Origin of the sequence: Clostridium neonatale, assembly GCF_900465025.1 — a bacterium.
Taxonomy (GTDB): domain Bacteria; phylum Bacillota; class Clostridia; order Clostridiales; family Clostridiaceae; genus Clostridium; species Clostridium neonatale.
The window spans coordinates 993,193-1,013,573 of the sequence record NZ_UICR01000001.1; the positions used below are offsets into that span (position 1 = coordinate 993,193).

Sequence of the window (20,381 nt, forward strand, 5' to 3'; positions counted from 1 at the left end):
TCATTTGATGAATTATTTAAATCTTAACAGCGACCTTCTTCAATGATTTTGCCATAATTAACAAATACAATTTTATCGTATTTTTGCATCTGAGATGATAGTGTACAAAACAGTTATTTATAACAATGGGAGTGAAATTGTGGATTTAATCAGCCTTTGTAATTTTAATTACAGAGGCTGATTATTTATAGAATATATCATAAAGATATCCTTATGATAAAGAAATGTGAAATTGAAGTAAACTAAAATTTAAGAAATATTTGGGAGAGGTGTGTGAAATGTTTTTTTATTGATTACGATAATAATATTAAGAAATAATAAAATATAGAAAGTGGAGGAATGATTTAATGAAAATAGAGGAATTAAAACAAAAATTAAATAATCTTGCAAGAGTAAAACTAGGCTTTTTCCCAACACCTTTGCATAAATTAGAAAATTTATCAAAGGTGTTAGGTGTTAACTTATACTTAAAAAGAGATGATTTTTCTGGAATGAATCTTTTTGGTGGAAATAAAATAAGAAAACTTGAATATTTAATAGGAGATGCAGTTTCTAAAGGTTGTGAATATGTATTTACTTTTGGGGCTACTCAGTCAAATCATGCGATGCAAACAGCCACATCTTGCTGCAGATGTGGATTAAAACCTGTATTATACCTAGAAAGTATAGTTGAGCCAGATGAAAATGATGTACGATCTAATTTATTGCTAGATAAAATTATGGGAGCTGAAATTCATATATTTGAAGAAGGTATTGACCTTATGAAAGAAGCTGAAAAACAAATTAATCAACTAGAAAGTGCAGGACACAAATGTTATGTAGTTCCAATGGGAGGAGCTAATGAAATAGGATCAACCGGATTTGTAGGTGGATATGCAGAATTAACAGAGCAGCTAAGTAAAAAAGGGATTGAAGCAGACTATATTTTTCATGCAACAGGAACAGGAGGAACATTAGCTGGATTAGTAGCAGGAAAGAAACTATTAAATTCTGGTACAGAAATAATATCAATAGATGTAAGTGACAAAGATGAAGAATTCTATGAAAATGTAGCCAAGCTCGCAACTGAAACAATAAAAAGAGTTGGATTTGAGCAAATAATTACAGGCAAGGATATAAATCATGATTTAGACTATTTTGGAAAAGGGTATGAGATACCAACAGAATTAGCAAGCAATGCTATAAAGCGATTAGCTAGAACAGAAGGAATATTAGCTGATCCTGTTTATTCAGGGAAAGCTTTCTCTGCATTAATTGATTATATAGAAAGAGGAAAAGTTAAACAAGGCAGTAATGTTGTTTTTTGGCATACAGGTGGATCGACAGCATTGTTTGCAGAAAAAGAAATAATAGGGGATTTATTTTAATAATTTAAAAATTGAGTTATAAGACCATTGATTAGAATGGTCTTATTTACAATAAAACAAAAAAATAGAAAATAATGTTGACAATTATAATATGAAATCATATAATAAAAATATAAATCATAGTAAATCAATAGGAATAGTTGAATATATAATTGCGATGATAAGAAAAAGTATAATAAGGAAAATTTTCAGAGAGGAATTCTCGAAAACGGCTGAAAAGAATTCTAAATGGAACTTATTAGAATGCATCTTTGAGTACTGAGGTGAACATTTGTAGTAGTCTTAGCAGGTATGCCTGATATAGCATGAAATAAGATGTTATACATAAATTTATGTATAATAATCAGAGTGGAATCGTGGATTTAATCTGCCTCTGTAATTTTAGTTACAGAGGTTTTTTTGTTAATAAAATATATAAAAATCATGAAAATTTATAGAGGAGGAATATATTATGAAAATAGAATCATTATTAGTACACGGAGGTATTGATGGAGATGAATTCACAGGAGCAGTAAATGTTCCTATATATCAAACATCAACTTATAAGCAAGCTGGACTTGGAGATTATAAATATGAATATTCAAGGACAGGAAACCCAACAAGAGAAGCGTTGGAAAAAACTATTGCTACACTAGAAAATGGTGTTGGTGGACTTGCTTTTGGAAGTGGAATGGCAGCAATCACAGCTGTATTATCATTATTTAAAAGTGGAGATAAAATAATAATACCAAACAATCTTTATGGTGGAACTTTTAGAGTTGTAGATAAAGTGTTTAAGAACTTTAATATTAATTATGAAATTGTGGATATTTCAAGATTAAGTGAAGTTAGAGAAGTATTAGAAGATAATAAGAATAATACGCCAATAAAAGCAATATTAATAGAGACTCCAACTAACCCACTTATGGATATAACAGATATTGAAGAAGTAAGTATATTAGCAAAGGAATTTGGTGCACTTACAGTAGTTGATAATACATTTATGTCACCTTATCTTCAAAGACCATTAGACTTTGGAGCAGATGTAGTTGTCCATAGTGCAACTAAGTATTTAGGGGGACACAGCAATGTTGTCGCTGGGTTAATTGTAGTAAATGATCAGGAACTACTTGAAAAACTTCATTTTATTCAAAATTCAACAGGAGGAGTTCTTGGGCCATTTGATTCATTTATTTTACTTCAAGGAATAAAAACATTAGGAGTAAGATTGGATAGACATAATGAAAATGCAAGCAAAATAGCAGAGTTTTTATTAAATAGTAATTATGTATCAAAGATATATTATCCAGGACTCAAGGATTCTAAAGGATATGAAATACAAAAAAAGCAAGCATCAGGATTTGGCGGAATGATATCATTTGTTGTAGCAGATAATGTAGATTATAAAAAGTTTGTAAAAAGTTTAAAGCTTATAACACTTGCAGAAAGCTTAGGTGGAGTTGAATCATTAATATGCCATCCGGCAACTATGACACATGCGGCAATACCATATGAGATAAGACAAAAAGTGGGTATAGTGGACAATTTATTGAGATTATCAGTTGGAATAGAAAATGTTGACGATTTAATAGATGATTTAAATAATGCATTTAAGGAGAGTTTGATGTAAATGAAATATTATGATGATATAAGAGAATTAGTAGGTAATACACCATTACTTAAGTTAAATCATATATCTCCCGATAATAATGTTAATATATTTGCAAAATTAGAATATCTAAATCCAGGAGGAAGTATTAAAGACAGAATAGGTCTTGAGATTATAGAAAGTGCAGAAAAGGAAGGCTTATTAAAGCCAGGATACACAATTATAGAAGCTACTGCTGGAAATACTGGAATTGGGCTTGCTATCGCAGCATTTGAAAAAAATTATAAATTAATAATTGTAATTCCAGAGAAATTTTCAATAGAAAAGCAAATTTTAATGAGGGCTCTTGGCGCAGAGCTAATTATTACACCTTCAGAAGAAGGGATAGAAGGCGCAGTTAAAAAAGCTGATGAATTATTAAAAGAAATACCAAATTCTTTTATGGCAAAGCAATTTGATAATCCGGCAAATGTGGCTGCACATAGAAAAACAGGAAAAGAAATATATGATGCTCTTGATGGAAATGTTGATGTACTTGTAGCAGGTGCAGGTTCTGGAGGTACTATTACTGGAATAGCTCAATATTTAAAAGAGAAAAATCCAAGCGTAAAAATTATTCTTGCAGATCCAGTTGGCTCAATTCTTGGAGGTGGAGAAGAAGGCACATATAAGGTAGAAGGAATAGGAAATCATTTTATTCCAAGTATCTTTGATAGAAGTCTTATAGATGAAGTAGAAAAAATTCGTGATGAAGAATCAATGTATTTTGTACGATTATTATCTAAAAAAGAAGGGGTATTTGCTGGGTCATCATCAGGAGCAGCAGTGGCAGCAGCACTAAAACAGGCGTATAAGGCAAAAAGTAAAACTAATATAGTAGTAATACTTCCAGATCGAAGTGATAGATATTTCAGTCAAAATTTGTATGATTTTAATGTGCAGCTTTCCGATTTTAGATTTAATGCTTTGTTTGATGATTTTGCAGAGAATTATGATGAAGCTATTGCTATGGAAGATGGAGAATATAAAGAGTTATTTAAAAATTATAATGAGATATTGAATGAAACTGTAAAACACATATCAAAATTTGAAAATGCAAAAGTTATTGATATCGGTTCAGGAACTGGAAATTTAACAAATATTGCTTCTAAAATTGGATATGATATAGTTGGAATAGAGCCAAATTTAAAAACAAGAAATATTGCAACTGCAAAATACCCGGAAATAAACTTTTTATCAGGAACATTTTTATCACTACCAATAGATGATAGTAGTTTAGATGCAATAATAAGCAGTTATGCATTTCATAATTTGACTGATGAAGAAAAGAAAGATGCAATTGCAGAATTTAAAAAGAAACTTAAAGATAATGGGACTGTTGTGATTGCAGATACCATTTATGAAAATGATGAAGCTAAGAAGAACTTTATAAGAGAAGTAGAAGAGTCTGTGGAGATTACTTTAGCACATACATTGAAAAATGAATTTTCTTCAACAGAGACATTATTAACAGAACTATTTGAAAATGAAGGTTTTAAAGTAACTTATCAGCAAATGAATAAATTTGTATGGATTTTAACTGCAAAACTTGATTAATAAATTTAATTGTTATAAGTTGACTAGAAAACTGGAGACTTACGCATAATTTTTGCGTAAGTCTTTTTTGCAATATAAAAAAGTATTTGTTTATAAAAGAAGAGCAGAAAATAGTTGCACAAATATTTAAAAGAAAATAAAATGCCCAGAATTTAAGTGAGAGCCCAAATTTTGTATTTGGCTGATCGAACTTACTCCTATGAACGGATGTGAATAGTGAGTTTCGTTTAAAAAAATTATTTGCATAAATATCTTAATAAAGATAAAATGTCCAGAATATAAGAATATAAGAATATAAGAATATAAGAATATAAGAATATAAGAATATAAGAATTTGCTTATTTTATGCGGGGGAGAAGGAATTATTTAAGGAAACATCTTCATCACTAGATGAAGATGGGCTATACTGCTAGGCTCGTACCTCACCAAGCATTATATGCCAAGGAAACACCTACTCATATACATTGGTAGGTGTAAGCGATTCACACCAAATCACAGATTCGGGTTCTCTGCTTAAGAATGTGCACTTATAAAAAGAGCAGCTATGCTGCAATAAGGAACTTTTCTTATTTTATGGGCTTTTGAGGGATATGTAAAATTTTAATTATGGAAGGAGTGTTAAAAATGAGTGAAATAAATTTACCTAAATATTATGAAAATGAAGCTGGGATTATAAAAAGAGCAGGAGATTTTATTAAAGAGTTCGGAAAAAATGTGTTAATAGTTGGAGGAGAGACAGCATTAAAAATAGTGAGAATAGATTTATACAGAAGTTTAGAAGAAAATTCAATTAAATATGAAGTTAAGAAATTTAATGGATATCCAACTCAAAAATATATTTTAGATTTATGTAATTTAGTTGAAGACTTAGGTGTAAAAAGAGTAAGATATGCAGATACGGTTGGGATATTATCTATATCAAAAACAAAACAAGTTATTAGTGAATTAAGAAAAAATTCTAATGTTGAGATAGAGATACATTCACACAATGATTTTGGAATGGCATTAGCAATTGCAATAGAATCAGTAAAAAATGGTGTGAGATATGTTGATTGTACTTTAGATGGAATAGGAGAAAGAAGTGGAAATTGCAATTTACAAGAATTTTTAAGAATTGGGTTTGAGTTTCCTGAAGAAGTGAAAATAGATAAAATGAATTTAATCAAAAGTGATCTTAAAAATATAATTTGAAAATTAGGTGAGAAGTAAGGGTGATGATTATAGATTAGTTTTTTCTGATTTATTATTATCGCTTTTTTATATATTTTAAGTAGTATAGGAATAATGATAACTTTTTTTATAGAAAGTATACATAATGGCTATAATTTATAATGAAGATGACATACTAAATTAATAAATCATAATAAATTATTATTTATTATAGACATAATAATATTATTTATAGCAGAGAGAATAGTAATGGAGATATATTCAGTAAGATGTTATTGTGGTAGTATATAGATATAAAAGAATATTTATAATGTTTAAGAAATTTAAATTATAAATAGTAAAATAATGCCTTTTAAAGGAGGAATCATTATGGGAATTAAACAAACACTAGTAAGCTTTATGAAAGAAACAGCTTATAGTCCTATGGATTTAGAGGAATTATGCGCTGTATTTGATATACAACCGAATGAATATAAAGCATTTAAAAAGACATTAAGAACTATGGAAGCAGAGGGATTAATAGTAAAAACCAAAAGAGATAGATATAAAGTTGCAGGAAAAGAAGAGATAAATAATTATGATGGTCTTGTTATTGGAGCTTTAGAAGTACATCAAAGAGGGTTTGGTTTTCTTATTCCAGATGAAGAAGGACAGAAAGATGTATTTATACCAAGCAATGCTATGAGAGATGCTATGAATGGTGATAAAGTAGCAGTAAAAGTAACAAGAGAAGATACAGATACTAAAAAAAGAGAAGGTCAGATTGTAGATGTATTAGAGAGAAATGTAACCAAAGTTATTGGCGTATATGAAGATTCAAGAAACTTTGGATTTGTAATATCAGAAGATACTAGAATTTCAAGAGACATATATATACCAAAGAGAGATAGAAATGGTGCGCAAGATGGTGATGTAGTTGTTGTAAAAATAACAAAATATCCAGCTGAAAGAAGAAAGCCAGAAGGTGTCGTAACAGAAATTCTAGGTAAAAAAGGTGACAAAGGAATTGATATTTTAACAATAATCAAGAAAAATGGACTTCCAGAGGAGTTCCCAGATAAAGTTTTAAAGTATGCTGATGGTATTTCCGAGGAAATAGATCCAAAAGAGCTTAAGGGAAGACGAGATTTAAGAGAGTTAAGAATGGTAACTATAGATGGTGAAGATGCAAAAGATTTAGATGATGCAGTATCTATAGAAAAACTTGAAAATGGTAATTACAGACTTGGTGTTCATATAGCTGATGTTACTAATTATGTAAAAGAAAATAATCCATTAGATAGAGAAGCGTTAAAAAGAGCTACCTCTGTTTATTTAATAGATAGAGTTATTCCAATGCTGCCTAGAAAGTTATCAAATGGAATTTGTTCATTAAATCCAAAGGTTGATAGACTTACACTTACATGCTTTATGGAAATAAACTCAAAAGGTAAGGTTGTAGATCATGAGATTGTTGAATCTGTAATTAAGACAAATGAAAGAATGACATATACAGATGTAACTAAAATGTTAAGAGATCATGATGAAGAATTGATAAAGAGATATGATTATTTATATGATGACTTTAAACTTATGGAAGAACTTTGCACTATCTTAAGAACAAAAAGAGAAAAAAGAGGAGCTATTGACTTTGAAATAGCAGAAGCTAAGATTGTTTTAAATGAGCTTGGAAAGCCAATAGAAATAAAGCCTTACGAAAGGGCAATTGCAAATAGAATGATAGAAGAATTTATGCTTGCAGCTAATGAAACTGTAGCTGAGCATATGTTTTGGACACATATGCCTTTTGTATATAGAATTCATGAAAATCCAGATGAAGAGAAATTGGCTAAATTTAAAGAATTTATTTATAATTTAGGCTATACAATTCATTGGAAAGAGGATATTCATCCAAAGATGTTCCAAGAAATATTAGAGAAAGTAAAGGGTAAAAATGAGGAAACCGTAGTAAGTACATTATTATTACGTTCAATGATGCAGGCTAGATATGCACCTGAATGTACAGGACATTTTGGCTTGGCTGCTAAATATTATTGTCATTTTACTTCTCCAATAAGAAGATATCCTGATTTACAAATTCATAGAATCATAAAAGAGCATCTTCATGGTGAAATTGATGAAAAGAGAGTAAATAAACTTAAAAATATTGTAGGTCAGGCATCAAAACAATCATCAGAAATGGAAAGAAAAGCACAAGATGCAGAAAGAGAAGTTGATGATTTAAAGAAGGCTGAGTATATGCAAGATCGAATTGGTGAAGAATTTGAAGGAGTTATATCTTCGGTTACATCATTTGGTGTATTTGTTGAACTTCCAAATACAATAGAAGGATTAGTTCATATTACAGATTTAGACGACGATTATTACGTTTATAATGAGAGTCAATTATCTTTAATTGGTGAAAGAACTAGAAAAATATATAAGCTTGGTGATAAAGTAAAAGTTCAATGTGATCATGTAGATATAGATAATAGAGAAATTTTCTTTAAGATTACCCAAGAAGAAGGTAAAACTTTAGATGATGAAGAAAATGAAATAATGCATGAGCAAGAAAACATAGAAGAATAAATAATATAATATAAATACCTTAATATGCCAGCCACTTCAATATAATAAATAATGGATGCTGGCATAATTAAATGTTATAAGAAGATTTGACAATAGAAAAATAATCGAATATTTAATAGACATTATAGCTATAAAGATTTAATTGATTAAAATTTCTAGCTATAATATAATTTTATTTAGGGAAATTTTAACCGAAGTAGAAGGTGATAAAAATGGTAAGAAAGAAAAATTCAAATACATTAGCTGAAAATAGAAAAGCAAGACATGATTATTTTGTTGAAGAAACAATAGAAGCAGGATTAGAGTTAGTAGGAACAGAAGTAAAATCTATAAGAAATGGAAGAGCGAATCTCAAAGATTCCTATGCTGATATATACAATGGAGAGGTATTCATAAAAAATATGCACGTATCTCCATATGAACAAGGAAATATATTTAATGTTGATCCACTTAGAGAAAGAAAATTATTACTTCATAAACAAGAAATTAGAAGACTTGATGAGCTTGTATCTAGGGATGGATATACATTAATTGCATTATCATTATATTTGAAACAAGGAAGAGTTAAAGTTGCACTAGGTATATGTAAAGGTAAGAAAAATTACGATAAAAGGGATGCTATGCTGGAAAAGGCTCATAAGAGAGATATTGACAGAGCTATTAAAGAAAAGTATAGATAATAAATTATAATTATGTAAATGAATATAGGCTTTTTAGAAGCATTTATATTCATTTTTATTTAGTAAACAATTACTTAAAAATTAAAAGTTTTGCGAATTGAATTATTAATTTAATAAATATATTGTAGAAATTTATGAGAGTAGTCAATAAATAGCAATATATTGTGATAAATGGATAATTTAAAACTATATATATTGAAAAAGTTTTAAAAGGTGATAAGTAATATTTCAGGTGTTGTTTGACAGATGAAAAAAATATATTTATAATAACAGACAGAAGCTAAATTAAATATATAGTCTTATCAAGAGTGGCGGAGGGACTGGCCCGATGAAGCCCAGCAACCGATAGATTGGCTCATTTTCCAATTATATACGGTGCTAATTCCTGCAGTTTTTATATTTAAAACTGGTAGATGAGAGAGTAAATTAATGAGTGTTTTATGCGCTAGAGGTTTATTCTCTAGCGCTTTTGTTTTTATCGCGATAATTCAAAAACAGCTTCAAGGAGGAAAAGTGCTTTGATAGAAATAAAAAATGTTGTTAAAAGTTTTGGGGAAACTAAAGTCTTAAAAGATATTTCAATAAGCATAAAGCAGGGGGAAATTTACGGAATAATTGGGCATAGTGGTGCAGGTAAATCAACACTATTAAGATGTATAAATGGTCTTGAAGGATATAATGAAGGAACAGTAAATGTAATGGGACAAGAAGTTTCTACATTAAGCAGCTATGAACTTAGAAAATTTAGAAAAGATTTAGGAATGATTTTTCAAAACTTTAATCTAATGCAAAGAAAGAACGTTTTTGATAATGTAGCTCTTCCTCTTGAAGTTTGGGGATACAGTAAGGAAGAAATAAAGACTAGAGTTTTAGAGCTTCTTAAATTAGTTGGACTAGAAGAAAAAGTTAAAAATAAACCATCAGAATTAAGTGGTGGACAAAAACAAAGAGTAGCAATAGCAAGAGCACTAGCACTAGAACCTAAGGTATTACTTTGTGATGAAGCAACATCAGCTTTAGATCCAAAAACAACAAAAGATATTTTGGCATTACTTTTGAAAATAAATAAAGAACTTGGAATAACCATAGTAGTGGTTACACACCAAATGGAAGTAATAAAAGAAATATGTGAAAAAGTAGCTTTAATAGATGGTGGCGAAATTAGAGCAGAAGGTAAAGTTGAGGACGTATTTTTACAACCAGGAAAATCACTTAAAAAATTCTTAGGTGAAGAAGATGATGAGGTATTACCTGAAGATGGAGTAAATATTAAAATATTTTTCCCAAGTGATTCTTCAGAAAATGCCCTTATAACTAGGATGGCTAGAGAATTAAATATAGATTTTTCAATAGTTTGGGGTAAACTTGAAAAATTCAGACAAAATGTATTAGGTGGGCTTGTAATAAATATAAAAGAAGAAGACAAGGATGCTGTTATTAAGTATCTTGAAGGTAAAGAAATCTTATTGGAGGTGCTTAATTAATGGGTGAGATAGTATTAGATGCATTAAAAGAAACACTAATCATGGTTTTTACATCAACAATTTTTGCAGTAATATTAGGATTTATACCAGCAATTCTTCTAACAGTCACAGCAAATGATGGATTAAAACCTAATAAAATAATATATAATATTTTAGATTTTATAGTAAATACATTAAGGAGTTTTCCGTTTGTTATATTAATGGTAATAATAGTACCACTAACAAGATTTATTGTAGGTAAATCAATTGGTACAACAGCAGCGATAGTTCCACTTACAATAGCAGCAGCACCTTTTGTTGCAAGAGTTATTGAATCTTCATTAAGAGAAGTGGATAAAGGCGTTATTGAGGCTGCTAAAGCATTTGGAGCTTCAAATTTCCAAATAATATTTAAAGTTATGCTAAAAGAGGCTATACCATCAATAATGTCAGGAATAACATTAACAATAATAAGCATAGTTGGTTATTCAGCTATGGCAGGGGCTATTGGTGGAGGAGGACTTGGTGATGTAGCAATAAGATATGGATACCAAAGATTCCAGACAGATGTAATGGTAGTAACTTGTATAATACTTATTATAGTAGTTCAATTACTACAATTTTTAGGAAACTATTTCTACAATAAATTATCAAAATAAAATTAAATTAGTACAATGTGCTTTTAACTTAAATTTTTACTTGATTTGTGAATTGTGCATTGTAAAATATGAATTGATTAAATGGGGGTATCAAATATGAAAAAAAGAATAATTATATCATCAATATTAGCAGGAGTACTTGCATTAAGCTTAATAGGTTGTGGGGGGACAGCTTCAAATGAAGGAACAAAGAGTGATGGAGCTAAAACAGAAGCATCAAACAGTGGAGATGATAAAGTTATAAAAATTGGTGTAACACCAGAACCACATAAAGGCATCGTAGATGCAGCAAAACCTTTACTTGAAAAAGAAGGATATACTGTAGAAATAACAGAATTTAATGATTACGTTCAACCAAATACAGCAGTATCAGAAGGAGATTTAGATGCGAACTTCTTCCAACATAAGCCTTATTTAGATGAACAAAATTCATCAAAGAACTTAGGATTAGTTTCAGTTGGAGGAGTTCACGTAGAACCAATGGGGTTATATTCTAATACTATAAAGAGCTTAGATGAATTAAAAGAGGGCGCAACAATAGCAATTCCTAATGATGCTACAAATGAAGCTAGAGCATTAAAATTATTAGCAGCTAATGGATTAATTGAAATTCCAGATGGAGAATTAATTACTCCAAAAGATATAACTAAAAATGAAAAGAAGATAGAATTCCAAGAATTAGAAGCAGCATCTGTTCCAAGAGCATTAGAAGATGTTGATGCAGCAGTTATTAATGGTAACTATGCAATACCAGCAGGGTTTAATATATCTACTGATGCAATTATTCTTGAAGGTAAAGAATCTGATTACGTAAATATAATTGCTGTAAAAGAAGGCAATGAAAACTTACCTAAGATTCAAGCTTTAGTTAAAGCATTAAATTCAGATGAAGTTAAGAAGTATATTGAAGAAACATATCCAGATGGAGCAGTAGTTCCAGCATTCTAGATTATATAAAAACAGCTTATGTGTTAAATCTTACATAAGCTGTTTTTTATTCTGATTCTGCAGATAAATGCAGTGTATTAATATTATGGGGAAATAGAGTTTGAATCTAAAAAGGAAGCAGAAAGTTTTACTGTACCAACGTGGCTTGGAAAAGAAGTCACAGAAGATAAAAAATATAAAATGGCTAATTATTAGAAAGCAACAAGAAATATAAAATAATTAAATTAAGTTGAGATATAGAAAAAAAATTTATAAGTGATATAATATAAATGTAAACATATATAGATATATATGGATTTAGAATGGAGGGTTTTACATGAAAAGTTTAAAAGGAAGCAAAACAGCAGAAAATTTAATGAAATCATTTGCTGGAGAATGTCAAGCAAGAACTAGGTATACTTATTATTCAAGTGTTGCTAAAAAGGAAGGGTATGTTCAAATTTCCAACATTTTCATGGAGACAGCAGAAAATGAGAAAGAGCATGCAAAAAGATTTTATAAGTTCTTAAAGAATGATTATTCAGGAGAACAAATTGAAATAACAGCAGGCTATCCAGTAGCTCTTTATGATGACACATTAAAGAATTTAAAGGCAGCAGCAAGTGGAGAAAATGAAGAGTGGACTGATTTATACCCTACATTTGCAAAAATTGCAGATGAAGAAGGATATCCAGAAATAGCAGCTGTATATAGACAAATAGCAAAAGTAGAAAATCACCATGAGATTAGATATAATAAATTAGCTAAAAATATTGAAGAAGATAAAGTATTTAAGAAAGACGAAACTGTACTTTGGAAATGTAATAATTGTGGTTATATTTATGAAGGTGCCGAAGCACCAATGGCATGCCCAGCATGTGCACATCCACAATCATACTTTGAAGTATTTGTAGAAAATTATTAAAAATAATATAAACATAAATTATTAAATTTGTGTACGAGCCCCCCATATAAATATATGGGGGCTTTCCTATTTTTTAAGAAATTATATTGTTGGACAATCTATTGATGAGGTGGCATTTGATAATATAATTTTTAGCTAAATATGACCATGTATTAAATTTATAATACCTAAAAAGCAATAAAAATTAAAAATTATTATTAAAAATTTTAAAAAAATATTGACTTAATAAAAATATGGAGTTATGATATATTTTGTAAAAGCAAAAAAATCAAAAGGAGGTAAAAATATGAAAATGAGTAATAGATTTGAAAGACATATTAAAATTAAATATAATTTTTTTACTTATTCATCTGTAATGCCTTCTGGAGTGTATATTTTGTGATTATTTTAATAAAATAAGACTTGAAATATATTTTTTAGAGATTGTATGCGCAGTTGTAAGTAACTGCGCTTTTATTTTGCATAAAATTATAATTTTTATATAACTAGTACTAGAAAAGATAATTGAAGCAAAGCAGTGAAAATGGTAAAAATATTATATTTAAATATGAAAATTAAATATTATAGTTTTAGTTATTCATCTGTGATGCATTTTAAATGGAGGTATAATATTGTGTAATTAATATGATTTAAATCTTAATTACTATTTTATTGGACTAGCACAGCTATGAGTAATAGCTGTGCTTTTTTTTACGACAAAAATTTAGTAGACAATCAAAGGGGGAATAAAACTAATGAATTTTTTTAGAAATTATATTTTGAAGGAATGTAGATTAACAATACTTCCTATAATTGCAATGATAGTTTGTATTTGTATTGACTCATCGTATCCATATCTACAAAAGATATTTGTAGATGACATTATTTTAGGTAATGAGCAAAAATATTTGTTTGGATTTCTAACTATATTTGCTGTATTGGCGTTTACCCAAGGGATATTTGGATATGTAAAAGAATATTTCTTTGATAAATTTGCACTTACGATTTGTAGGCAAATGAGAAGAGATTTATACTCAAAGTTTCAGTCTTTTGAATTTTCATTTTTTGATAATAATAATACTGGAGAATTATTGTCTAGAATAATAGAAGATGTAGATGTTGTTTGGGATACATTAGCTTTTGGAATGAGGCTTTTTATAGAAGCTTTTATACTTTTTGTAGTATGTATTATTATCATGTTAAAAATCAATGTATCATTGACTGTTATATGTGTAAGTGTATTAATACCAGTAATATTTATTGCCAAAGTTATGGATAAAAAATTTTGGGATATATATTCACAAATTAGTGATCAGACAGCTGAAATTAATTCAATAGTTCAACAGGATGTAAGTGGAATACGACTTGTAAAAGCATTTGCACGTGAAAAGTATGAGATATCAAAATTTCTCAAGATTAATGAAAAATTTTATGATTTGAACGTTGAACAAGCTAAGATATTAGGAACCTATGGTCCACTAGTAGAATTTTTAACTAACTGTGCTCCCATACTAATAATAGTATATGGTGGTTATTTATGTATTAATGGTGAATTAAGCTTAGGAAGCTTAATTGCATTTACAAGTTATATATTTAACTTATCTTGGTGTGTAAGAAATTTGGGTTCGCTTGTTAATTTGCTTTCTCAAAATAAAGCCTCAATGGAAAAAATAAATGCTATCTTAAATAGAAAATCAAAAATAATCTCAAAAAAGGATGCTTATAATCCTGAATTTGTAAGAGGAGATATAGAATTTAAAAATGTTAGTTTTTCATATAATGATGAGGAAATATTACATGAGATTAATTTAACTATTCCTCATGGAAGCAAAGTAGCTATTATGGGAGCAACAGGTTCTGGTAAAAGTACATTGCTTTCGCTTATAGGAAGATATTATGACGTTACTAAAGGAGAGATTTTAGTTGATGGTGTTAATGTTAAAGATTGGAACTTAGAGACTTTAAGAGGTAATATGTCAGTAGTATTTCAAGATACTTTTTTATTTTCAGATAGTATTAGAAATAATATTGATTTTGGAAGTGACAAGTCAGAAAGTGAACTTATAGAAGCGGTTAAAGATAGTGAATCATATTCATTTATAGAAGATATGCCAGATAAACTTGAAACTATTATTGGAGAAAGAGGTGTCGGTTTATCAGGAGGGCAGAAACAAAGACTAGCTATTTCAAGAGCTATTATAAGAAAGACACCTATAGTAATTCTTGATGATTCAACTTCAGCTCTTGATATGGAAACAGAATTTAAAGTACTTCAAAATCTAAGAAAAGGTAAAAAGAAATGTACAAATTTCTTAATAGCACATAGAATTTCAGCTGTTAAGGATGCAGATATTATTATATTTATGAAAGATGGCAAAATAATTGAAAAAGGAAATCATACATCTTTAGTAAATTTAAAAGGAAATTACTATAACGTTTATGCTCACCAATTTCAAGATTTTGCAGCTGTACAATTGGAGGCGAATTAATATGAATGATATAAATAATGAATCATCTAAATCGCAAATAATAAAAAGACTATTATCATATGTAAAACCATATAAGTCGAAAGTGATTTTCGTAGTTTTATTATTACTTATAGTTATGACATGCAGTAGTATAACTCCTTATTTAATGCAGATTTCTATTGATAAATTTATTGAAAGTAAAGATATAAATGGATTACTAATTGTTGGTTTAGGATTATTATTGTTAAATCTAATTGCACCAATATTATCAGGAATTAGAACAATATCCATGTCAAAAATAACAAATAAAATCTTAGTGGATATACGATATAACTTGTATACTCATATTCAAACCTTAAGTTTTAAGTTTTTTGATGATAGACCAGTTGGGAAAATTATTTCAAGAGTAGTTGGTGACGTTAATGCACTTCAAAATTTATTAAATAATAGTATAGCAAATTTAATACCTAATATTTTTACAATAATATTAGTAGTTTGTATTATGATAGTTATGAATCCTATACTTGCATTAATATCACTTATCACCATGCCATTTTTAACATTTACTATGTTTTTTGTTGAAATTAAAGCAGATAAGAAATGGAAGATATTTAGAGAAAATAGATCAGCCATGATTGGATATACTCATGAATCATTATCAGGAATGAAAGTGATACAGGGATTCAGTAAAAAATCATATACAAAAAATAAATTTGATCATCATATAAATAAACATGCAGATGGATTTATGACTTCTGTTTATGTACAGGATTTCTTTTGGCCATTTTTAGATTTATTTAGAGGATTAAGTTTAGCAATATTATTATTTTCAGGTTTTATACTTATGAAAAATAATAGTATTACTATTGGTACATTAATGGCTTTCATAATGTATATAGAGATGCTTTGGAGGCCTATAATACAATTATCATCTTTTTATAATGCATTTGTAACAAGTATGTCTGCAGGAGAGAGAATATTTGATATTTTAGATACTAAAAACACTATGGTAGAAGAAAATGCAGAAGAAAAAATGCCTCAAATTAAAGGAAATATAGAGTTTGACCATGTTACATTTTCTTATGTAAAAGATGAAGCTGCAGTTTTAAAAGATGCAACTTTTGAAATAGAGCAAGGACAAAAGATAGCTTTGGTTGGTGAGACAGGAGCTGGAAAGACAACAATAACTAATTTAATAAGCAGGTTTTATGATCCCACATTTGGACAAGTAAAAATTGACGGAATAAATATAAAAGATGTAGATATTGAAAGCTTAAGAAGTCAAATGGGAATAATGCTTCAAGATTCATTTCTATTTTCAAGCAGTATAAAAGAAAATATAAGGTATGGAAAACTTGATGCTACAGATGAAGAAATAATTAATGCTTGTAAAGCTGTTAATGCCCATGAATTCATAGAGAAATTTGATAAGGGATATGATACAGAAGTAAATGAACGAGGTTCAAGACTTTCACTTGGACAAAGACAATTAATTGCTTTTGCGAGAGCATTAATTGCAGATCCAAGAATATTGATACTAGATGAAGCAACAGCTAATATTGATACAGAAACAGAAATATTGGTTCAAGAAGGTATTAAAACGCTAATGAAAGGTAGAACTTCAATAGTTATAGCGCATAGACTTTCTACAATTAGAGACTGTGATAAAATATTTGTTTTGTCTAAGGGAAGAATTATTGAAGCAGGTACACATGACGAATTACTTAAGAAACATGGTAATTACTATAAATTGTATTCAGCACAATATAGTTTCTTAAAAGATGCCTAAACAATTAGAGGCACATGTGTGATTGAATAATATAAATATAATTTAGTAAAGGGAATGCTGCAATATGAATAATATTACAATATAATACTAATTCGAGTTTGACTAAATTTTATTATATTGTGATAAAACCATATTTTGCAGCAATTAATTATTTTTATGTTTTAAAGGGGAGATGTAAAATGATCGAGCTATCAATAAACAAACTAAAAAAATACTTGGATAGCAATAAAATATTTGATGATATAACGCTTAATATATATGATGGAGAAAAAGTTGGAATTGTAGGGGATAATGGATGTGGAAAAACTACTTTATTAAAAATAATATGTGGAATCTATGAAATGACACGTGATGATAAAGGAAGTATTTTTATAACAAAAAATGCAAGTATATCATATTTAGATCAAATGCCTAGTTATTCTCAAGATACAACTGTTTTGGATGTTTTAAATAAAGCTTTTGATACTGTAAAAGAAGCTGAAGTTAAAATGAAAGAATTAGAAAGCAGAATGAGAGAGTTTAAAGATGAAAAACTTGAAAGAGCGTTAAAGGAATATAATAGGCTTCAAGAATTCTATGAAGCTCATGATGGATATAAGCAGGATGAAAAGTTAAAAAGAATATGTACAGGTTTAAAAATAAATGAAGAATTTTTAAAAAAGGATTTTAAAATATTAAGTGGTGGAGAAAAGACAACTGTAGTTCTTGGAAAAATACTTATTGAAAATCCAGATATATTACTTCTTGATGAGCCAACAAATCATTTAGATATGGAATCTTGTGAATGGCTTGAAGGCTTTTTAAAGTCATATAAAGGAATGGTTATAATAGTTTCCCATGATAGATACTTTTTAAATAAGATGAGTGAACGAATTGTTGCAATTGAAAATGGAAAATTTGAATCTTATTTAGGCAACTATGATTATTATAAAGAAAATAAAGAATCAACAAATGTGGAAAAACAATCCATAGATGCAAAAGAAAAATTGAGTAATTGTGGAAAAAATTCAAAAGATATGTGGGAAAATCAAAAAGAACAAGAAAGAGAGCTTAGAAAATTAAAATCAAAAGCAGAGAAAATGGAGTTAAGCATATTGGATTTAGAAGAAAAAATACAAGAGATAGATAAAGACATGTCTGAATGTTCATGCGATTATTAAGCTTAAGGACCTTGATTGTATGAAAAGAGATATGGAAAAAGAATTGGAGAAAATGATTTCAGAATGGGAAAATGTAGTTGAATTATTAGATGGAAAATCAAAATAAAGTTTAATATTTGTGGAGATGATAATCGTGAGAGTAAAGAAATGTAGTGTTTTAACAGAAAGTGAAAAGAATGAAATATTAAATTTAGAAAATATGGCATTTAAGGAAGAACAGTTAGAAAATCATGCATTCTTATCAAATGAAATTAACTTTGATAAAAATTTGGAATGTTTTTATATGGCATATGATGATAATAAATTAATCGGTTTTTTAACAACATTTATTCCAACATCAAATGATGCAGAAATATTAGCTGTTGTACATCCTGAATATAGACAAAAAGGATGTTTTAGTATGTTATTTGAGGCAGCAAAAGAAATCTTATTATGTGCAGGAATAAAAAACATTTTATTGGTTATAGAAACAAAAAGTAAAAGTGGTTTAAAAGCTTTAAAAAAATTTGAAGAATATAAACTTGAACATTCTGAATATCGAATGTCTTATGAAAAATCTGATACTATTCCAAAATACAATGATTTGTTTTTTTCAGAAGTAAATTATGAAAATAAAAAAATTTTTAGTGATATTACATTAGATGCCTTTAATGATTTAGATGAAAATGACAGCTTTATTGATACAGTAATAGAGTGTGAAAACAGAGTGGGATACATAGCTTATAAGAATGACACTCCAATTGGTGTTTTTGACTATAATTATGAAGATAGCGATGCCTTTTTATATGGAGTTGCTATTCATGGTGATTATAGGGGCAAAGGTTTTGGAAAACAGCTTATTGGTTTTGCGTTAGAGGAAGGGCTTAAAAAACGTAATAAGGTAGTTCTTGATGTTGATTCTAATAACCCAATTGCATTTAATTTATATAAAAAATGTGGATTTAAAATAGATTTTCAAGTTGATTATTATAAATATAAAATTTAATGTATTTTAAAACAATTAAATATTAATGGATTATATCATATAAAAGATATAGATTAAATAAAAAAGAATTGTATAAAGTAAGAAGATAGGAAATTATAAGGGGGAAAATAAACATGAATTATAAAGTAGTAGATATGGAAAAATATTATCGCAGGGGAGTTTATCGTCATTTTACAGAAGATTGTAAATGCTCTACATCAATTACAAGTAAGATTGATGTATCAAAGCTTATTGAATATTCTAAAAAAACAAACACAAAATTTTATATTAATTTTTTGTACATATTAGCAAAGGTTTTAAATTCCAGGGAAGATTATAGAATGCAGTATTTGTATGATAAACGACAATTAATTGTCTTTGATAAAATTAATCCTGCCCATTATATTTTTCATGAAGATACAGAAACATGTACAGTTGTTTATACAGAATATTTTGAGGAATATGAAAAGTTCTATAGTTATTGCGCGGCAGAAATTGAAAAAGCAAAGCAAACAAGATCGTATGGATTAGATCCTGAAAATCATCCAAATTATTTTGATGCTTCATATATTTCATGGCTTTCTTATGAATCATTAAATATTGAATTACCAGATGGATATCTATATTTTCTTCCAATTATAAATTGGGGAAAGTATAGGGAGGAAAATGGAAAATTCTTAATGCCTGTTAGTGTGAGATTAAATCATGCAGTGGCAGATGGATATTTGAATGCAAAAGTGTTCATGTTATTAGAAAAAGAAATAAATTCTTTATCGTTGAGTTCATAGTAGGAAAAGGGGGGAGCATAATGAGAGCTATAAGAAAAGATTTATTAGATTTTAAATCATATGAATTTAGAATAATTACCAATAAAGAAGAGTTATGGAATAAAGTAGCTGATTTTGCCCAAAATTGTTCATGGAAAGCGGGAAAATCTCTTGCACAAAAAATACTTGAAAGCAAATTCGAAGAGTGGGAAAGAGTTATTGTTGCTATTGAGAATGAAAATATAGCGGGATTTTGTAGTTTTACTAAAAAAAGATAGTATTCAAGATATAGAATATACTCCATATATAGG

At 28.5% G+C, this 20,381-nt stretch carries 16 protein-coding genes, 1 pseudogene and 1 riboswitch; all 17 genes and pseudogenes read left to right on the top strand.

Annotated elements, in window-relative coordinates:
• The first annotated feature begins 347 nt into the window (after nucleotides 1-347).
• The 17 genes and pseudogenes from CNEONATNEC86_RS04555 (at nucleotide 348) to CNEONATNEC86_RS21440 (ending at nucleotide 20,348) form a co-directional block, all read left to right on the top strand.
• Complete coding sequence (locus CNEONATNEC86_RS04555) at nucleotides 348-1,367, top strand: D-cysteine desulfhydrase family protein (protein WP_159135589.1); 1,020 nt, start codon at nucleotides 348-350, stop codon at nucleotides 1,365-1,367.
• A 451-nt stretch (nucleotides 1,368-1,818) separates the two neighbouring features.
• On the top strand, nucleotides 1,819-2,976 hold the full coding sequence (locus CNEONATNEC86_RS04560; protein WP_058294078.1) for a trans-sulfuration enzyme family protein: 1,158 nt from the start codon (nucleotides 1,819-1,821) through the stop codon (nucleotides 2,974-2,976).
• A pseudogene (gene cysK, locus CNEONATNEC86_RS21895) lies at nucleotides 2,977-3,882 on the top strand (cysteine synthase A); the annotation flags it as partial.
• A 9-nt stretch (nucleotides 3,883-3,891) separates the two neighbouring features.
• Entirely contained in the window at nucleotides 3,892-4,551 is a 660-nt protein-coding gene (locus tag CNEONATNEC86_RS21900) for a class I SAM-dependent methyltransferase (protein ID WP_230131910.1), read from the top strand.
• Between the two features lie 624 nt (nucleotides 4,552-5,175).
• Nucleotides 5,176-5,742: a beta/alpha barrel domain-containing protein gene (locus tag CNEONATNEC86_RS21905; protein ID WP_317049001.1), complete on the top strand. Its 567-nt coding sequence runs from the start codon at nucleotides 5,176-5,178 to the stop codon at nucleotides 5,740-5,742.
• A gap of 348 nt (nucleotides 5,743-6,090) precedes the next feature.
• Nucleotides 6,091-8,289 carry a ribonuclease R gene (gene rnr / locus CNEONATNEC86_RS04575; protein ID WP_159115715.1) on the top strand — a complete coding sequence of 733 codons (2,199 nt, stop codon included), beginning with the start codon at nucleotides 6,091-6,093 and terminating at the stop codon, nucleotides 8,287-8,289.
• Between the two features lie 212 nt (nucleotides 8,290-8,501).
• Nucleotides 8,502-8,969, top strand: coding sequence for an SsrA-binding protein SmpB (gene smpB / locus CNEONATNEC86_RS04580; protein ID WP_058294082.1), 468 nt, complete (start codon nucleotides 8,502-8,504; stop codon nucleotides 8,967-8,969).
• Nucleotides 8,970-9,265: 296 nt separating this feature from the next.
• A riboswitch (SAM riboswitch) is annotated at nucleotides 9,266-9,389 on the top strand.
• Nucleotides 9,390-9,487: 98 nt separating this feature from the next.
• The gene (locus CNEONATNEC86_RS04585) at nucleotides 9,488-10,453 is read left to right on the top strand and encodes a methionine ABC transporter ATP-binding protein (protein ID WP_058294083.1); all 966 of its coding nucleotides are present in this window, start codon (nucleotides 9,488-9,490) and stop codon (nucleotides 10,451-10,453) included.
• Complete coding sequence (locus CNEONATNEC86_RS04590) at nucleotides 10,453-11,091, top strand: methionine ABC transporter permease (RefSeq protein ID WP_058294084.1); 639 nt, start codon at nucleotides 10,453-10,455, stop codon at nucleotides 11,089-11,091. The genes CNEONATNEC86_RS04585 and CNEONATNEC86_RS04590 overlap by 1 nt, the downstream gene beginning before the upstream one ends.
• 96 nt (nucleotides 11,092-11,187) lie before the next feature.
• Nucleotides 11,188-12,039: a MetQ/NlpA family ABC transporter substrate-binding protein gene (locus tag CNEONATNEC86_RS04595; protein WP_058294085.1), complete on the top strand. Its 852-nt coding sequence runs from the start codon at nucleotides 11,188-11,190 to the stop codon at nucleotides 12,037-12,039.
• A gap of 316 nt (nucleotides 12,040-12,355) precedes the next feature.
• On the top strand, nucleotides 12,356-12,943 hold the full coding sequence (gene rbr, locus CNEONATNEC86_RS04600) for a rubrerythrin (RefSeq protein ID WP_125149313.1): 588 nt from the start codon (nucleotides 12,356-12,358) through the stop codon (nucleotides 12,941-12,943).
• 734 nt (nucleotides 12,944-13,677) lie between these two features.
• Nucleotides 13,678-15,411 carry an ABC transporter ATP-binding protein gene (locus CNEONATNEC86_RS04605; RefSeq protein ID WP_159135592.1) on the top strand — a complete coding sequence of 578 codons (1,734 nt, stop codon included), beginning with the start codon at nucleotides 13,678-13,680 and terminating at the stop codon, nucleotides 15,409-15,411.
• Between the two features lies 1 nt (nucleotide 15,412).
• Nucleotides 15,413-17,179, top strand: a complete 1,767-nt coding sequence (locus CNEONATNEC86_RS04610; RefSeq protein WP_125149311.1) for an ABC transporter ATP-binding protein — start codon at nucleotides 15,413-15,415, stop codon at nucleotides 17,177-17,179.
• A 179-nt stretch (nucleotides 17,180-17,358) separates the two neighbouring features.
• The gene (locus tag CNEONATNEC86_RS04615; protein WP_159135593.1) at nucleotides 17,359-18,339 is read left to right on the top strand and encodes an ATP-binding cassette domain-containing protein; all 981 of its coding nucleotides are present in this window, start codon (nucleotides 17,359-17,361) and stop codon (nucleotides 18,337-18,339) included.
• Between the two features lie 133 nt (nucleotides 18,340-18,472).
• Entirely contained in the window at nucleotides 18,473-19,324 is an 852-nt protein-coding gene (locus CNEONATNEC86_RS04620; RefSeq protein WP_159135594.1) for a GNAT family N-acetyltransferase, read from the top strand.
• A 113-nt stretch (nucleotides 19,325-19,437) separates the two neighbouring features.
• Nucleotides 19,438-20,091 carry a CatA-like O-acetyltransferase, family 3 gene (locus CNEONATNEC86_RS04625; RefSeq protein WP_159135595.1) on the top strand — a complete coding sequence of 218 codons (654 nt, stop codon included), beginning with the start codon at nucleotides 19,438-19,440 and terminating at the stop codon, nucleotides 20,089-20,091.
• A gap of 20 nt (nucleotides 20,092-20,111) precedes the next feature.
• Nucleotides 20,112-20,348 (top strand): hypothetical protein, encoded by a 237-nt coding sequence (locus tag CNEONATNEC86_RS21440; RefSeq protein ID WP_243145342.1) that lies wholly within the window; start codon nucleotides 20,112-20,114, stop codon nucleotides 20,346-20,348.
• Nucleotides 20,349-20,381 lie beyond the last annotated feature (33 nt).

Bases quoted from the DNA above. Each gene is read 5' to 3' on its own strand.
- rnr (WP_159115715.1), top strand. From the start codon at position 6,091: ATGGGAATTAAACAAACACTAGTAAGCTTTATGAAAGAAACAGCTTAT.
- CNEONATNEC86_RS21905 (WP_317049001.1), top strand. From the start codon at position 5,176: ATGAGTGAAATAAATTTACCTAAATATTATGAAAATGAAGCTGGGATT.
- CNEONATNEC86_RS04605 (WP_159135592.1), top strand. From the start codon at position 13,678: ATGAATTTTTTTAGAAATTATATTTTGAAGGAATGTAGATTAACAATA.
- CNEONATNEC86_RS04590 (WP_058294084.1), top strand. From the start codon at position 10,453: ATGGGTGAGATAGTATTAGATGCATTAAAAGAAACACTAATCATGGTT.
- CNEONATNEC86_RS04610 (WP_125149311.1), top strand. From the start codon at position 15,413: ATGAATGATATAAATAATGAATCATCTAAATCGCAAATAATAAAAAGA.
- CNEONATNEC86_RS04625 (WP_159135595.1), top strand. From the start codon at position 19,438: ATGAATTATAAAGTAGTAGATATGGAAAAATATTATCGCAGGGGAGTT.
- smpB (WP_058294082.1), top strand. From the start codon at position 8,502: ATGGTAAGAAAGAAAAATTCAAATACATTAGCTGAAAATAGAAAAGCA.
- CNEONATNEC86_RS04555 (WP_159135589.1), top strand. From the start codon at position 348: ATGAAAATAGAGGAATTAAAACAAAAATTAAATAATCTTGCAAGAGTA.
- CNEONATNEC86_RS21440 (WP_243145342.1), top strand. From the start codon at position 20,112: ATGAGAGCTATAAGAAAAGATTTATTAGATTTTAAATCATATGAATTT.
- CNEONATNEC86_RS04560 (WP_058294078.1), top strand. From the start codon at position 1,819: ATGAAAATAGAATCATTATTAGTACACGGAGGTATTGATGGAGATGAA.
- CNEONATNEC86_RS04615 (WP_159135593.1), top strand. From the start codon at position 17,359: ATGATCGAGCTATCAATAAACAAACTAAAAAAATACTTGGATAGCAAT.
- CNEONATNEC86_RS04595 (WP_058294085.1), top strand. From the start codon at position 11,188: ATGAAAAAAAGAATAATTATATCATCAATATTAGCAGGAGTACTTGCA.
- rbr (WP_125149313.1), top strand. From the start codon at position 12,356: ATGAAAAGTTTAAAAGGAAGCAAAACAGCAGAAAATTTAATGAAATCA.